Source organism: Bacillus sp. GW821-FHT01G09, assembly GCF_059422205.1.
The window spans coordinates 327,307-342,732 of the sequence record NZ_JBWKWL010000002.1 but is presented as its reverse complement, the minus strand read 5'-3'; the positions used below and the strand labels follow the sequence as shown (position 1 = coordinate 342,732).

At 42.8% G+C, this 15,426-nt stretch carries 17 protein-coding genes and 2 pseudogenes; 11 read left to right on the top strand and 8 right to left on the bottom strand.

Going from position 1 to position 15,426, the window contains the following annotated elements:
- Positions 1-190: 190 nt before the first annotated feature.
- Positions 191-469, top strand: coding sequence for a hypothetical protein (locus tag AC07VD_RS07190; protein ID WP_003232791.1), 279 nt, complete (start codon positions 191-193; stop codon positions 467-469).
- A 30-nt stretch (positions 470-499) separates the two neighbouring features.
- On the opposite strand, the gene AC07VD_RS07185 is transcribed toward AC07VD_RS07190, so the two are convergent.
- The 4 genes from AC07VD_RS07185 to fdhF all read right to left on the bottom strand — a co-directional run bounded on the left by AC07VD_RS07185 (position 500) and on the right by fdhF (position 5,601).
- Entirely contained in the window at positions 500-1,117 is a 618-nt protein-coding gene (locus AC07VD_RS07185) for an NUDIX hydrolase (protein ID WP_101169462.1), read from the bottom strand.
- Positions 1,118-1,208: 91 nt separating this feature from the next.
- Positions 1,209-1,799 (bottom strand): DUF4352 domain-containing protein, encoded by a 591-nt coding sequence (locus AC07VD_RS07180; protein WP_124059741.1) that lies wholly within the window; start codon positions 1,797-1,799, stop codon positions 1,209-1,211.
- Between the two features lie 291 nt (positions 1,800-2,090).
- On the bottom strand, positions 2,091-2,651 hold the full coding sequence (locus AC07VD_RS07175) for a helical membrane plugin domain-containing protein (protein WP_003232799.1): 561 nt from the start codon (positions 2,649-2,651) through the stop codon (positions 2,091-2,093).
- A complete protein-coding gene (gene fdhF / locus AC07VD_RS07170; RefSeq protein WP_064671265.1) occupies positions 2,644-5,601 on the bottom strand; it encodes a formate dehydrogenase subunit alpha in 2,958 nt (985 codons plus the stop codon). Before fdhF ends, AC07VD_RS07175 begins: the two co-directional genes overlap by 8 nt.
- A gap of 145 nt (positions 5,602-5,746) precedes the next feature.
- Between fdhF and AC07VD_RS07165 the strand changes: the two genes are divergently transcribed.
- A complete protein-coding gene (locus tag AC07VD_RS07165) occupies positions 5,747-6,322 on the top strand; it encodes a YjgB family protein (protein WP_014476503.1) in 576 nt (191 codons plus the stop codon).
- 100 nt (positions 6,323-6,422) lie between these two features.
- Positions 6,423-6,821: a ribosomal maturation YjgA family protein gene (locus AC07VD_RS07160; protein ID WP_038828763.1), complete on the top strand. Its 399-nt coding sequence runs from the start codon at positions 6,423-6,425 to the stop codon at positions 6,819-6,821.
- An 8-nt stretch (positions 6,822-6,829) separates the two neighbouring features.
- On the opposite strand, the gene AC07VD_RS07155 is transcribed toward AC07VD_RS07160, so the two are convergent.
- Entirely contained in the window at positions 6,830-7,729 is a 900-nt protein-coding gene (locus AC07VD_RS07155) for a DUF2268 domain-containing putative Zn-dependent protease (RefSeq protein ID WP_217017545.1), read from the bottom strand.
- Between the two features lie 126 nt (positions 7,730-7,855).
- Between AC07VD_RS07155 and AC07VD_RS07150 the strand changes: the two genes are divergently transcribed.
- Both AC07VD_RS07150 and AC07VD_RS07145 read left to right on the top strand, forming a co-directional pair.
- On the top strand, positions 7,856-8,023 hold the full coding sequence (locus tag AC07VD_RS07150) for a YjfB family protein (RefSeq protein ID WP_015252312.1): 168 nt from the start codon (positions 7,856-7,858) through the stop codon (positions 8,021-8,023).
- 128 nt (positions 8,024-8,151) lie between these two features.
- Positions 8,152-8,625: a YjfA family protein gene (locus AC07VD_RS07145; protein WP_014663593.1), complete on the top strand. Its 474-nt coding sequence runs from the start codon at positions 8,152-8,154 to the stop codon at positions 8,623-8,625.
- 39 nt (positions 8,626-8,664) lie between these two features.
- Here AC07VD_RS07145 and pdaC read toward each other — a convergent pair whose 3' ends face one another.
- Complete coding sequence (gene pdaC / locus AC07VD_RS07140; RefSeq protein ID WP_032725486.1) at positions 8,665-10,068, bottom strand: peptidoglycan-N-acetylmuramic acid deacetylase PdaC; 1,404 nt, start codon at positions 10,066-10,068, stop codon at positions 8,665-8,667.
- 252 nt (positions 10,069-10,320) lie between these two features.
- Between pdaC and cotT the strand changes: the two genes are divergently transcribed.
- The 4 genes and pseudogenes from cotT to AC07VD_RS07120 all read left to right on the top strand — a co-directional run bounded on the left by cotT (position 10,321) and on the right by AC07VD_RS07120 (position 12,988).
- Positions 10,321-10,566, top strand: a complete 246-nt coding sequence (gene cotT, locus AC07VD_RS07135; RefSeq protein WP_029946224.1) for a spore coat protein CotT — start codon at positions 10,321-10,323, stop codon at positions 10,564-10,566.
- A 122-nt stretch (positions 10,567-10,688) separates the two neighbouring features.
- Positions 10,689-11,678 carry a heme o synthase gene (gene cyoE, locus AC07VD_RS07130; protein WP_167560994.1) on the top strand — a complete coding sequence of 330 codons (990 nt, stop codon included), beginning with the start codon at positions 10,689-10,691 and terminating at the stop codon, positions 11,676-11,678.
- A 619-nt stretch (positions 11,679-12,297) separates the two neighbouring features.
- Positions 12,298-12,628 (top strand): annotated as a pseudogene (locus AC07VD_RS07125) (YjdJ family protein).
- A gap of 165 nt (positions 12,629-12,793) precedes the next feature.
- Positions 12,794-12,988 (top strand): DUF4177 domain-containing protein, encoded by a 195-nt coding sequence (locus AC07VD_RS07120; RefSeq protein ID WP_024572451.1) that lies wholly within the window; start codon positions 12,794-12,796, stop codon positions 12,986-12,988.
- Positions 12,989-13,028: 40 nt separating this feature from the next.
- Here the strand turns inward: AC07VD_RS07120 and ybaK are convergent, their stop codons facing one another.
- The gene (ybaK, locus tag AC07VD_RS07115) at positions 13,029-13,508 is read right to left on the bottom strand and encodes a Cys-tRNA(Pro) deacylase (RefSeq protein WP_494721672.1); all 480 of its coding nucleotides are present in this window, start codon (positions 13,506-13,508) and stop codon (positions 13,029-13,031) included.
- Between the two features lie 227 nt (positions 13,509-13,735).
- On the opposite strand from ybaK, the gene AC07VD_RS07110 reads away from it, so the two are divergent.
- Both AC07VD_RS07110 and AC07VD_RS07105 read left to right on the top strand, forming a co-directional pair.
- Positions 13,736-14,131 (top strand): hypothetical protein, encoded by a 396-nt coding sequence (locus AC07VD_RS07110; RefSeq protein ID WP_009967031.1) that lies wholly within the window; start codon positions 13,736-13,738, stop codon positions 14,129-14,131.
- 218 nt (positions 14,132-14,349) lie between these two features.
- Complete coding sequence (locus AC07VD_RS07105) at positions 14,350-14,856, top strand: GNAT family N-acetyltransferase (RefSeq protein ID WP_167559944.1); 507 nt, start codon at positions 14,350-14,352, stop codon at positions 14,854-14,856.
- Between the two features lie 45 nt (positions 14,857-14,901).
- Here AC07VD_RS07105 and AC07VD_RS07100 read toward each other — a convergent pair.
- Positions 14,902-15,383 (bottom strand): annotated as a pseudogene (locus tag AC07VD_RS07100) (YjdF family protein).
- Positions 15,384-15,426: the final 43 nt, after the last annotated feature.

The following is a 15,426-nucleotide window of genomic DNA, read 5'->3' as shown; positions in this document are numbered from 1 at the left end:
GCTGTTTTGGCTCACAACGTGACCTTAGGCATAAGCACGCAAATCCAATATGGATTCAATTGCACCGCTCCGCTCAAAAAACGTCTCTGTTTTCAACCAAATGCACTAACTCCAAAAATGACTTTCCCATTATGTAAAATAAGCTGATTCTATGATTAAATAGAAGGTAAAAGGTGAAGGAGAGAACAACGTGGCAGCACAGACTGATTACAAAAAACAAGTTGTCGGCATCCTACTTTCACTTGCATTCGTACTGTTTGTGTTCTCTTTTTCTGAGAGACATGAAAAACCGCTTGTTGAGGGAAAAAAACAGGAAAACTGGCATACTGTCGTCGACAAAGCCTCTGTCAAAATTTATGGCAGCCGATTAGTTGAAGAAAACAAATTAAAGCAAAAACTCGGCCATAAACAAGCCGATTCTATTTTGACCCTTCTGAAACTCGCCAACGAAAAACACATTACATTATAAAAAAGAAAGAGCCCATAGGCTCTTTCTTTTTTAGTCAAATATCGTTTTCATGTCCGGATGGCGCAAAAAGTCAAACAGCATGCTAAGCTGTGAGGGGGTGTTTCGTTTTGGAGAAAGCGGCGGGAGTCTGTCTTCCGGAAAAAAAGCGGCATGATTCGTCTCAATCCCTGTTTCCCCCTGCCCGCCCGTAATGCTGCATGCGATGAAGATTTTATAATAGTGATAAGGCTGAGGGGGATGGGAGTGTTTATGGCTGTCTAGCACGGCCAGCAATCGAGACGGCTCTGTATCGTACCCCGACTCTTCTTTGATTTCCTTGACGACGTTTTCAGCTGGCGATAAACCAATCTCGCAAAATCCACCCGGCAGCGACCACAGCTCATCATGCTTCTCCCGGACAAGCAAAATCTGATTCTCTCGGAATACTGCGCCGCGCACATCCGCTTTCGGTGTCGGATAGCCGCTCTCCCTTTTCCATAAATCAGTGATAACTTCAATGTCCGTCTGTGAGTAATCCGCCATCATTTCCGCGCTGAGCTTCATTAGCTCTTCGTACCTTTCCCTGTCGTACACATCCTTGGAAAAAGCAAGCCCCGCCTGTGCGATGGCCCGAATCCGCTGTGCCCGTTCCAGCCATTTGGTTTGCATAATCGATCACCTCACTACCATTTTATACCATAAGTCTCTTTAAAATAAAAAAAGCATGCTCCGATCTTCCGGTGACATGCTCAAAAGTACCTTAATTCAATTTTACCAAATATGTAATATCCTCTGTTTCAAAATTTAAAAATGATGGATTATATGATAGAGTAAGGTTTTTTTCTCCTTTTGGAATCACAAAACTGACTGTGCCTGATACCTTTTTACCCGAGGCTAACTTCCCTGATTTTAGGCTTGTTTTCAGGTCAGCAGTAGATACTATGTTTGCTCTGATCGATTCATCCTTGCTGTCTTTCAATTCAAAACCGCCACTCGTATAATTGAAAGGCTTGTCGCTTGTATTTTCGATCGATACCTCAGCTATTAAAAATTCTTCCTTTTGATTTATTGTTTTTTCTTTATCTCCTATTTTCGCCTTATATTCACCTTGTTCTGCCGTCGTATATACTTTATTGACCGAGAAATTTGTGCTGGAAGCTTTAAAAGTTTCGCCTACTTTATGCACCTTTTCGTCCGTTTTGGTTTCGTTTTTTTCCTCTGTTTTCTTTTCTGTTGCTGTTGTTTCTTTCTTTGCTGTCTTTTGCTCAGCTGACGCATCACTTGACTTGCTGCACGCAGAAAGCGCAAAGCCAATCGCTAGCACAAACAAAATGAATAATGCTTTTTTCATTGCTGTTCCTCCATCTAAAGTAATCGTTTTCTATTATAATCACGCTTTTCCTTTTCTTAACAGAGAACAAAGTAACAAATTACTCTATCATTTCCAGTCATATTATAGGTCAGCCAATGATATAGATATCTATCCTCTACTGAAAAAATACTGGACGGGCCTATGCTGTCATTTCATTTTTCCAAAATCAAAGCTACTTTGTCTTGTTTCTGAATTAGATATTTCATCCTAGTTCCTAAGACTCACCTCATAAAAAAACCCGAGCTGGCTGAAGCCGGCTCGGGCGGGAGGTCAATCTCGCTTGTTCATTCCTCTTTTCTCTCGGGGTTCCTGATGATGTTTTTGGTGTTCCGGAGGCTGCGTCGTGCGTTCCAGCTCCTTTGTATCTTGTCCCATTCCTTTTAAAAAGGAAAAGAGCAGTGTAATTGATTTGTTGATTTCCGGGTCTTTTAGCGAGCGGATAATATCAAAATAACCTGTCTTTTCTTCGCTGTTTTTCTGCTCTACGGCGCTTGCTACACCCGCATTCACTTTCAAAATGAGAGGCTCGAGCTGCTTCACGTCCAGCATGCCGAGTGTCCCAAACAGAAGAAGCAGATTTTTCAGCGTATTGGCTGTTTCCTCTGTATCTGCCTTTTTCACCAGGATATCAAGAACTTTATCCCCTTGGCCAAAAAGGCCGCGGAGCAACGGCAGGACACCGCGCTCGTTCATATGGCCCAGCATATGCAAGGTTTCGAGAATCGCTTCTTTGTGGTCAATTAGAGCATCTTCAATTTCCCGCAAATCACGCTTTCGCTGATCCTCTTCTGTTACCTCGATTTTTTGGATTCGTTTAATCGCTTTAGCCATTATGGCCCATCCCCCTTTTCACAGCGTCACCAGGGAAAATATAATCCTTCCGCGCCCATTTCTTTTGAACCTGCACACCGATTTGCGGCTGCGGATTGCCGTTGCGGTGGTTGATCTTAGGCAGCGGGCTGATTCCGTCGTGCTTCAAAATTTCCATCTTGGCCGATGTTTCTTTGTAAGCAGGCGTATCGGTATCCTTATCGGCATGGCTGCCTGTTAACAGGTTGATCGCCGCTTCCCCTGAATCGTTCATTGGCAGATATACTTCCTTCCCTTTGACTCGATCAGTAATCAGGCACTTCACTTTGACATTTCCGAAAGGCGATGTGAGCCTGACGAGGGTTCCGTCCTGAATCCCTCGTTCTGCCGCAAGCTCAGGAGAAATTTCTAAGAACACTTCCGGTGTTTTCTCCGAAATCCCTTTTGATTTGTAAGTCAGATTCCCTTCGTGGAAATGCTCCAAGAGCCGCCCATTGTTGACATGGATATCATATTCCTCACCGAATTCCTCAGGCTCTGTCCACTGGACAGGGTAGAGAATGGCCTTGCCGTCCGGGAAAGGGAAGCGCTCTGTAAAGAGTAAAGGCGAATCCTTTCCATCAGCATTTACAGGCCATTGCAGGGAATTATAGCCCTCAAGACGTTCATAGGTGACACCGGCATAAATCGGCGACAGCTTGGCTGCTTCCTCCATAATGTCTGCAGGATGCTTATAGTGCCAGTCGGCGCCAAGCTTATTGGCAACCTCCATAATAATCTGCCAATCCGGCTTTGATTCACCCAGCGGTTCAAATACCTGATACAAACGCTGAATCCGGCGTTCTGTGTTTGTAAACGTTCCTTCTTTTTCAAGGCTTGGGCTCGCAGGAAGAACCACATCAGCAAACTCCGCTGTACGTGAAAGGAAAATGTCCTGCACCACAAAGAAATCAAGCTTTTCATATGCGGCGTGTACATGATTGATATTGGAATCCACCAGGCCCATTTCTTCACCTTTTACATACATCGCTTTCAGCTGTCCAGAATGGATTTTTTCAATCATTTCGTGGTTGGTCATACCCGGCTCTTTCGGCAGCGGCACACCCCACACACGCTCGTATTTTTGGCGGACTTGTTCATCCGTCACTTTTTCATAGCCTGGCATTCTGTCAGGCATACTCCCGAAGTCACTTGCTCCCTGCACGTTATTATGACCGCGCAATGGGTAAGAACCTGCTCCCGGTTTTCCGTAGTTTCCTGTCACAAGCAGCAGGTTAGAGATCGCCGTGCTCGTGTCGCTTCCTCCAATATGCTGTGTCACGCCCATCGCCCACAATGCGCACACACTGTCAGCTTGCCCGATCATCTCTGCCATTTGGATAAGGGTTTCTCGATCAATCCCGGTTTTCTCCTCAGCATATTCAAGTGTGTACGGCGCGAGGCTTTTTACATATTCATCCCGTCCGTTCACTCTTTCTCTCAAAAATCGTTCATCGGCCTTGCCGTTTTCTATTAAATATTTGGCGATCGCATTCAGCCAGACGATATCCGATCCGGCACGCGGCTGGACAAATAAATCGGAGCGTTCTGCCATTTCGTGTTTTCTGATATCCGCGACGATCACTTTCTGCCCTCTCAGCTTATGAGCCCGTTTAATGCGAGTGGATAAGACTGGATGCGACTCAGACGTGTTCGAACCGATAATCAAAACAAGGTCCGCTTGCGCGATATCTGTAATTGATCCTGAATCACCGCCATAGCCGACTGTCCGGAACAGGCCGGCAGTCGCAGGAGATTGGCAATAGCGAGAGCAGTTGTCCACATTATTTGTGCCAATGACCCCTCTGGCCAGCTTTTGCATAAGATACGATTCTTCATTTGTACATTTAGAAGATGTAATAAAAGCGAGAGAATCCGGGCCAAACGCCTCTTTTAATTCAGTGAACTTGCTGGCGATCAGCGATAACGCCTCCTCCCACTCTGCTTCACGGAAATGGTCACCTTCACGGATCAGCGGCTTTGTCAGGCGTTCTTCGCTGTTGACGAAATCCCAGCCGAACTTGCCTTTCACACAAGTAGAAATGCCGTTGGCTGGCGCTTCCTCCTGTGGCTCTACTTTCAGAATGTCTCTGCCCTTTGTCCAGACATCAAAGCTGCAGCCGACGCCGCAATACGTGCAGACGGTTTTCGTTTTTTTGATTCGTTCATCGCGCATAGCAGATTCCATATCAGAAATCGCGAGAATCGAGCCGTAGCCTGTCTCTACGCCTTTCGTGATCTCGATCATCGGTCGCAGCGTTTCGTTATTGATGCCTGTTAAATATCCGGCTTCCCCTTCCATTCCTTTTTCCATCATCGCGTTGCACGGACAGACCGTTGAACAATGGCCGCATGACACACATGACGACTCATTGATCGGCACGTCGTTATCCCAAATGACGCGCGGGCGTTTCCGCTCCCAGTCAATGGTCAGCGTTTCAGTTACCTGAACGTCCTGGCATGCTTCAACACAGCGTCCGCACAAAATACATTGATCTGGATCATACCGATAAAACGGATGGGATTCATCCTTATGGTATGGCTTGTGATCAAACGGAATGCTTTGGTGATTGATTTTCATTTCCTTCACCGTATTATGTATTTCGCATCCCCCATTGTTGTAATCGCAAACTGTACAATAAAGCTCATGATTATATAAAATCTTGTCCATCCCGATGACCTGCGCTTTTTTCACGTCAGGTGAGAGCGTATCAATGATATCCCCATCCTTTAATTCAGCGGAGCACGACCTCTTCAGCTCACCATTGATGCTGACGATGCACGTATCACATGTTTCAATCGGTCCTAAGCTTGGATGATAGCAAACTTGCGGCACTTCAATCGAGCTGTTATTCAAAAGCTGCAGCACCGTCTGTTCCTCGGACGCTTCCATTTCAACGCCGTTTATTGTGATTTTTTTCTTGCCAGCCATCTCCATTCCCCTTTCTTGCTTTATATACCGAATTACCTATTTCAGTTCCCTTACAACAACTCAATAAAACATACAAAGCGCACTCACATGTTTTATTGCACTAACACCGGGAAACGGGATGGTAGATCAATAAGGAGGGATCAACATGAAAAAGACAATGTCTGCTATTACCGCTGCGGCAGCAGTAACAAGCTGTTTTACCGGCTTTGGGGCTGCGTCCTTTTCAGCACCGGCAAAGGCCGCAGCTCAAACAAACACGCTCTCAGAAAACACGAATCAATCAGCCGCCGAGCTTGTCAAAAACCTCTATAACACCGCCTATAAAGGGGAAATGCCTCAGCAGGCGCAAGGCCTTACCATTAACAAAAGCACAAAAGGGGATGTCCACGCTGCGTTTGGAGAACCGGAAAGGCCAGTCGGTGGAGACAATCGATTTGATTTATATCACTGGAATATGGGACAGCCGGGCTACGGATTTTCCTATCATAAAGACATGACAATTTCAGAAATCCGCTACTTTGGAACCGGTGTGGAACGGCAGCTGAATTTAGGCGGAGTTACGCCGGAAGTGCTGCAGAAGCAATTAGGACCAGCAAATCGGGTGTTAACCGTCCCGTTTACCGATGAAATCGATTATGTATATGATACAGGCCGCTATGAACTCCATTTTGTAATAGGCACGGATCAGACAGCCGACCATGTAAACCTAAAAGCAAAATAAACACCCTACGCGGCTATTCAGCCGCTTTTTTAGTGGACAAATAAAAGCTATATTCCTTACAATACAGGGAGATGAAGCAGAGACGGGGTATCAATTCGCAATGAAGCGAAATCGTTGGATATATGCAGTTTTCACCGTACTGATCATTGGGCTGGGGCTTGGATCCAGAGCATTCTCCAGTGTTCTTCCTGATACTCTCAATACTTATCTGGGAGACTCGTTGTGGGCCGCCATGATCTTTACGGGGTGCGGATTTCTATTTCGGAAGCTAAAGACAATGATAACGGGCATTATCAGTCTTTCTTTCTGTTTTGTCATTGAATTCAGCCAGCTCTATCATGCCGAATGGATCGACCAGATTAGGGATACTTCTCTTGGCGGGCTTGTACTGGGGTACGGTTTTTTATGGAGCGATATCGACGCATATACAATCGGAATTGCCGCCTGCGCCGCCATAGAACTGCTGGTTTTGGGAATCAAAAAGCGCCGCTGTATGTGACGCTTTTTTCATGTAGAAAACAGCCCGCATTGAGAAAGAATGGTCTTCGCATCCAAACGTGTGGCCTCGCTTATCGTGATATGATGTTGATTCATAAATAACTGAACGGCATGATAGCCAACCGCATAACCTGCAAAAGCCGATAAACCTGCAGGCTTAAAGCCTTGGTCGTTAGCAATTGGATCACCAAACATATAACGGCTGACTTCCGAAAATCCTTTCACATCCAGCACCTCATTGATCACATCAATGGAATATTGCAAATCTTCATGATCAAAACGAGTTACCCAAGGGCCCAATCGTTCCGTACCAAACAGCTCTCTGGCGAATGATTCCGCCAATCCTTCAATCACAAGATAATCCCCGACACTTACAGAGCCATGATGAAAATCTATATACGAAAACCGCACATTATGATGAAACTCATGAGCAATAATTGAAGGAATCCTTGGCAGGTTATAACGGTTCGGATCAATCCATACATGAATAAAGCCCGGTATCCCGCCAAACCCGCAGTAGCCTTTTTGCAGCTGAAGTTTATTTGGATCAGCGATATAAAGGCCGAATTTGATCTCCTCTGCATTCACCCGCAGCTGTTCGCGCTCAGCAAAAAATATGCATTGCCGAAGTGCAGATTCAGCTGTCTCTGAAACATGTGATTCTTTCAGTATTTGCAGTGCTTTCTGGCCGCTTTCAGCATCACGGACATCCAAATAGCCCAGCATTTTCGCAGCCATGATCACATCATAGCCGTTTGGCTCCTTCGCTTTCAGCGGAACTTGGATGGCGGTCCACATCCTTTCAAACGGCCTCATCATCATATACCGAAATTCATCTTCTCTTTTCTGTTCTTCCATTGAAAACAGCTTTTCGTATTGCTCAAAGGTCTTTTCCATTACAAGATTCATCCTGATTACCTCCTTGTCAAAAACATACGATATGCCGCAGCGTAAGGGTCAACAGCGAAAATTAAGCCATTTTTCACTGTAAAATCATACAAACCCGCCGATAGGTAAGGCATAGGAGGTGGAACGATGGATATTCCTGCTTTATCAGTTGCAATGCATCAAGCATCCCTTGCCCAGAATGTTAATATCGCTTTAACGAAAAAAATGCTGGACACCGCCCAGCAAAATGCCGATCAAACCTTAAAGATGATTCAGCATCCGACTCTCGGACAAACCATTGATGTAAAAGTTTAACCTCACATCAAAGGCGGCCAAGAACTCCATCCTCCCGGCCGCCTTTATTGTTCACAAAAAAGCATGCATGTTTTGATTGTTCCTCCGTATGATTTATTGTTTGCCATATTAAGGAGGTCATAAAGGATATGAAAAGACTGTTTACGAAGGCTTCATTGGTGTTATTTGCAGTAGTATTTGTTTTTGCCGTCAAAGGAGTACCCGCCAATGCGGAAACCCATGCCTACGATGGAAAAAGCCCTTATTACAATGATTGTGCGTCCAGCGGCTCTACAAAAAAATCCTCAAACTTAGTGAATGCCAGCAATCAAGTCATCGGAGTAGTCGAGCTTAAATTCAGCAGTACATGTAAAACGGCTTGGGCAAAAATCACGATGAATAATACATTGACGTCTGGCTTTGAAGCAAATGCGGAGATTACCCGAAACACGGACGGAAAGAGATATAATTGTGATTCTGCAGGCGGCAATGGAAAAGCGGTGGCCGGCCAAAAGTCTTGCTATACACCGATGGTATATGATTTAGATCCAAGGACTTCTTACGCTTTTGGCAAGTATTCAGGACCAAACTTAAATGTTTGGGCCACCACAGGCTCTTATTAAATAGAAAAAAGGCTGTCCGTACGGACAGCCTTTTGTAATTTATTTCGCTTCTCTTTGTTTTTTAACCTCTTCAAGCTGAGAAACCGTCACCAATTGATATCCTTGATCGGTGAGCTTTTTCATAATTTCATCGGCCGCATCAGCAGAGGTGCGGTAAATATCGTGAATTAAAATGGTTCTTCCATCTCCCGCCTGACTCATGACACGGTCAACGATTGTTTTTTTGTTACGGTCTTTCCAATCTTCCGGGTCAACATCCCATAACGCAACATCCATTTTCATTTGACTCCGCAGTTCATCATTAATGCCGCCGTATGGGGGTCTTACAAGCGTCGGGCGGTATCCGCTTATTTTTTCAATGATGTCTTGCGTGTCATTGATCTGCTTTAACGCTTCTTTCACTGAAAGCCTTGTGAGAAGTGGATGGCTCCATGAATGGTTCCCCACCTCATTTCCTTCTTTCAGCATTCTTATTAGCGTTTCCGGATAATATTGAACCCTGCTCCCCAAAACAAAAAACGTGGCATGACCCTTATATTTCTTCAAGGAGTCTAGAATCTGATTTGTTGTCGCAGGATTCGGGCCGTCGTCGAAAGTAAGCGCAATGACTTTTTGATTTGGATCAACCGTTTCCTCTTTGGGTAAAGAAATCACTTCATGCTTCGGCTTTTGTTCTTTGATTTTATTTTTATTTTTTGCTTTATCAATATATTGTTCTTTCAGAATGTCTTTCAAAAGACTTTTCTTAATGGCAATCGATTGCTCTCCAAGATAGCCTGCTGCAACCTGATATGTGTCAAAGTAAAGTTCGATATAATCCTCCTTGATGGCAAAGCGGCTGAAATTTTCTTTTTTCGGAGCCGTCCCTTCCTTTAACAGTGCATCGTCCGCTGCAATGTCCTTATTCTTTTTCAGTTCGTGATAAGCGATTAACGAAAGCTTATGTAAGTAGTCAGCGTCCTCTTTGAAAATATCATCAATGGAAAGAAACGCTTGTTTACTAAAATCATAGTTAAACGTTTTTTTCACGGTTTGCCCGTGTGCCCCGCCGATGTATTTATATTCATTAAATACAATCGCCACTGTCTGTTTGGCATAATGGACAATTTTATAATCAACATTTAATTCGTTGCGTTTTGTCGTATGCTCTTGGTCAACGTCTTTTGTTTCCTTTTGAAATTGACGAACCTCTTTTTCTGCGAATCTTTTTAATGCCGAATCCATTTTTTCATTTTTGAAAACGGGATAGTTAACCGCGTAATTAAAAGTTTTCCCGTCATTCACAAGCGTTGCGATCTCAACATTCCCATATTGAGAATCAGTTCTTACTTTATTCATGACCGTTTCTTTTTTCAATGAATGATTATGGAAAAAGCCGATAAGGCCCACCACACATACAACTGCTATTAATACATGAAACCATTTGATTCTTTTTGCCAACAACAAAAACTCCTTCTTTCGTAGCCATTTCGATTTACTCTTCATCAGTTGGAACTGTATCTATTTAGAAATGCTTTTGTAACATTGTAGTAACATTTATTTCACATTTGTAATACTATGAGATTTAGAAGTTCATGTCAATCCTTTTTAAGGAATTTCATCATAAAAAAACCGAGTTTCATAAATGTACATACACCCAACTTAAGCATCAAGAATATGGTAAAAGGAATAAAAAAAGCTAGGGAGGTTTTCCTCTTGGATTACCCTTTGAATGAACAGCCATTTGAACAAATTACCCCTTATGATGAAAGACAGCCTTATTATTATCCGCGTCCGAGACCGCCATTTTATCCGCCTTATTATCCAAGACCGTATTATCCGTTCTACCCGTTTTATCCGCGCCCGCCTTATTACTACCCGCGCCCGAGACCGCCTTACTACCCTTGGTACGGTTACGGCGGCGGTTATGGCGGAGGATATGGCGGAGGTTACGGTTACTAGTCGCCGCATATCAAAATGGGGGCAGTCCAGCTCCCCATTTTTTTATTTTAAAAATGACAATATCATGACAAATATAGGAAATAATTGTGATTCCGTCTCCCTCTTGTTACGATAACAAAAGCATGCAGTTTTGGGGGAGGCGTCTATTTTTGGAGAATACAAGGGATTCTGCAGCCATATCTGAAACAAAATACATAAAAGCTTCGAACCGGGTAACCATTTACGATTTTATCAAACTTGCAAAACCCGGCATTATCATATCAAACTCGATAGCAGCCTTCGGCGGGTTTTGGATCGCGTTTGCAAGCGCAGAAAAAACGTTAACCGGCATGGCTTTTTTGATGACAATGGTGACAGCAATGTTGGGAACCGCGTTTGTGATGGCTTCCGGCACTGTCTATAACAACTATTTTGATCGGCATATGGACGCAAAAATGGCACGCACTCGCAGCAGGGCCTCGGTCACAGGGAAAATGCCGCCAGCCATGATCTTAACATATGGCTCTGTTTTAGGAATCGCAGGTCTTGCCATGCTTTATTCCCTCAATCCATTAACGGCCTTTCTCGGACTGGCCGCCTTTATTTTTTATGCGATCATCTATACGGTATGGGTGAAACGAACGTCTGTGTGGAGCACATTTGTCGGGAGCTTTCCAGGTGCTGCGCCGCCATTGATGGGGTATTGTGCCGTAACCGGTGACTTCAGTATGACAGCAGTGCTGTTGTACACGATTATGTTTCTGTGGCAGCCGCCGCATTTTTGGGCGATTGGGATAAGACGCAAAGAGGAATATCGTGCCGCTGGCGTTCCGCTCTTGCCAGTAATCAAAGGCAACCATGTAACAAAAATAAAAATGATGCAATATATTGCCGTCCTGGTGCCGGTCACGCTATTATTTCCTTTCTCTCTCGGCACCGGCCATATAAGCCCATTTTATTTCTTAGCCGCCTTGGTTCTCGGAGGCATATGGATCAAAAAAAGCATCAAAGGATTCAAAACAGACGATGACGTGAAGTGGGCAAAGGATATGTTTGTCTACTCGCTTATTTATTTTTGCTTGCTGTTCTTCATCATGATGATCGATTCATTTATGATGTTTATGATCAGATGATGCAAAAAGAGTCACACATTAATGTGACTCTTTTTTGTTTGGAAAAACAGCATCTAATAGAAATGTCACGGCAAAAAACACAACCATGCAAATCAAAAATCGTATAATCTCACTCAAAATCCAGCTATCGGCTATGCGCATACCATCGGTTTCTCGGAGGGTTGCGCATATTGAAAAAATCATGAGTATGTTTTTTAGGGTTTCTTTGTTCATAAAATACCATCGCTTTCTCGATAGGATGACTTAAAGGCAATGAGATAAGTCATCAAGATATAAAATGTGTCGCATCGTTGCATGTTTTGATTGAAAGAAATCATTGTTTTTCTGCCAGCCAATTGTAAAGCTCAGGCAAACAGATGAAAACCGTTTCTGTGAAAAAGCAGATCTAATCGAATGCTTCTATACTCTCTCCACAAATAAAAAATGCTAAGAAATACATTTGTTTCTCTAATCTATAAACCCGCACTCTTTTTCCATCATCAGGTATTATAAGCCAAAAACAAACAAAAAAATAGACTTGCGTTTGAGTTGTATGAAAGTGAAATTGCAAGAATAACCCATACGGTGATAATATATTGTTTGATTTTCCCATATTCATAGATTTGGAGGTCATATAAAAGTGAAGGGAATATTTTTAGTTGTTTCAGCTTGGATTTTCTATTATGATATTTCTGTTTTTAGCTGCTGTTAATTGGTATCAAGGAAGCGAGCTTGTTTCAGATCGATTTGATTGGAACTATACTGCTAAACTCTCAAAACTGCTAAATGGAATTGATGCCGTCAGCAGCCCCAAACAAATTTCACAGCTTGATTTTTTCATCTACTCCGCTAAACACTACCCTGTTATGAGTGCGTTAATGATCATCTCCTTCTTCTATGTTCTGGCCGCTCTTTTTTTACTTATATACTCAGTCAAATGCAATAAGCAAGAGATTCATTTAGACTGCTGACCCGGTAAAATTCGTTTTTATAGCCCCTTAACTCTTCCCAGATGCATGCAGGCATCAGGCATAAATGTATTTGTTTAGTGAGTGAAATATACTTTCGGACCTTAACCTAGGTTTTCGGAACTTCTTGCTCAATTATACGTATACCTTAATAGGAGGGATCAAACGATGAAAGAATATGAATTTGTAAGAGTTGAGCTGAGCACGATGAGAAGAAGGCCTAAAGAAGACTACCAGCAAATCATCCATGATTATGCGAAAAGAGGCTGGAGATTCGTTCAGATTTTCGCTCCCAGTATAGATGGGTATGGGGCAGCTGCTTATTTTGAAATCATATTTGAAAGAGATACGGAAAAAGCTTAATCGGTATGACTAAGCTTTTTCGTTTCCCCTATATCTGCATCTATACAATTTTTGCAAATGCGGCATCACATGATTTGGCTAAATCTTGTGGCGCCAACTTTAGCTGCATACCGATTTTCCCTGCACTGACAATGATAAAATCAAGCGTTTCTGCAGATGCATCAATATAGGTCGGGAACAATTTTTTCATGCCAATTGGCGAGCAGCCGCCGCGAAGATAGCCAGTTACCGCTAATAGCTCCTTCATTGCAATCATTTCTATTTTCTTTTCCCCTGTCACCTTTGCTGCCTTTTTTACATCTAACTCTTCTGCAACGGGTACAACAAAGACATAATAATGATTTGTTCCTGCTACTGCAACCAACGTTTTATATACATATTTCACAGGATAACCGATTTTTTCCGAAACAGAGATGCCATCTACAGGCTGGCCGTCTGTTTTATACCGTAATAACTCATAAGAGATGTTCTGCTGTTCTATCAGACGAACCGCATTTGTTTTTGCCATTTTTTTCGCCATCGTTTTCACCCACTATCAAAATGATGTATGTCTAACTTCTTGCAGTAATATGTAAATTCTATCATCCTAACCTGCATTTTCAAGGTTACTAGCATTGAACAACGAAAGGACAAATTGATTACCTTGGACACCTATAGCCCATTATTAGTCTACATGGAACAAAACAGGAATGAACAAATAACTCCCACATACAATTTGTATGAATGGAAAATAAAGGAGTGGTTGCTTTGTATCATTACTTTTATGGCCCTGCGTTAATTCCTTACTTTTCACATACTCATAACCCTCAAAGAAGTCCAGACTTTTCAGAAAGACAACGAAGAAGAGAAATCACATTGACTGTAGATGGCTTTGTCCCCCCATCTTCCACCGAAGATCTTGGAGACGGCTTTTATTCTTACGCATGGACGAACCAACAGGTCATCAATCCAGGTGAATACTTAGTTTGTCATCTAGAAGGAAGAGATATCAACGTGATAAATGGTGGGTTCACTCCGCGCGATACTGCTCCATTGTATGCGGTAGCAAGCTTTCCAAGACGAAGAAACCAATGGGTCATTATCATTCATAATCCTGTGCAAACCCAAAGAGCCATATCGCTTTATTTGATTGCGAAAAGGTAGCACAACATGTTATCAGAAACCCTGCATTCAGGAACAGAAAAACGGGTAGGGACACATTAACATCAGCATTTTCCTACCCGTTTTTGGGCTGGGCAAACTCTCACCTGTCACTCTTTCAATCCCCCTCAATTTTTTCATCTTTCTCTACTGCCAAGGTATCAGAGGAAATTGTTATATGTTATCATTATTCCCAGTAAAAAGAAAAGAGGATTAGATATATGGTTCTCCTTGAAACGAATCGATTACGTTTAAAAACGATTGATATTCCCCTTCTTGACGCCGCGTCTAAACAAGATCATCAGGCTATCAAAGACTTAGGTTATGAAACAAATGGTGAATGGCCAAATTCTGATTTTTTTGAAGCGATACCTTATTTCCGCGAGATTTTAGTCAAAAACAATGGAACAAAAGGATTTGATTCATGGATTATTGTAAAGAAGGACAGTCATGAAATTGTTGGGGGAACTGGATTTTTAGGTGACCCAGACGAAAATGGCATGATTGAAATCGGTTTTGCAACAAATAAAAGTCATCGCCGCAAAGGTTATTGTGTGGAAGCCGCCCAAAAACTAATAAACTGGGCATTAAGCCAAGAAACAGTATCCCGGATCACCGCAAGATGCGAACATGATAATCTAGGCTCACAAAAAACCTTGGAGAAGTTAGGGTTTATATTGAATCATAAATCAGCGGAATATAAACATTGGATATATGTTACAAAGTAGAGTCCTTAATTACAAAAGCAGGCACTGCGCCTGCGTTTGTTTGGATTATTTACCTCTGTGCTTCTTTTTCGCTTTTTGCTTTTTGAGCATATACCTTTGCTCTTTTACATATTCTTGTTGTTCTTTCGTTATTTGTTTTTTCTTTTGCTTTCTTGCTTCAAGCTCTAGCTTTATCGCCTCTTGAGCTTTAGAAGTTACTCCGGCGTTTTTCAACTCTTTTGAAACCTGGCGCTGCAATCTTTTTGGATTGATCTTTTTTTGACGTCTGCCTTGTAAACGAACTCCTTCCTGCTCAGCTTGGACCATCATATTCAAAAGTTGGTTATGAACAAACTCTAATACTTCAGAATCCCTCGGCTCTGTGCCAAAAAGATGACGAAAGGCTCTTAGCTTTCCATTGTTCACAACTTCAACAACGCCTACCCAAAACTGACCATCATAGTAAACCGTTAATTTCATAACGATTCCCTCCTCATAAAAGATATAAAGAATGATGGACATCCCGAGGAGGGGAAGGTTACTGACATGATCAATCATGCATCCGGACTACCAACCGAATCGTGTTTTTTC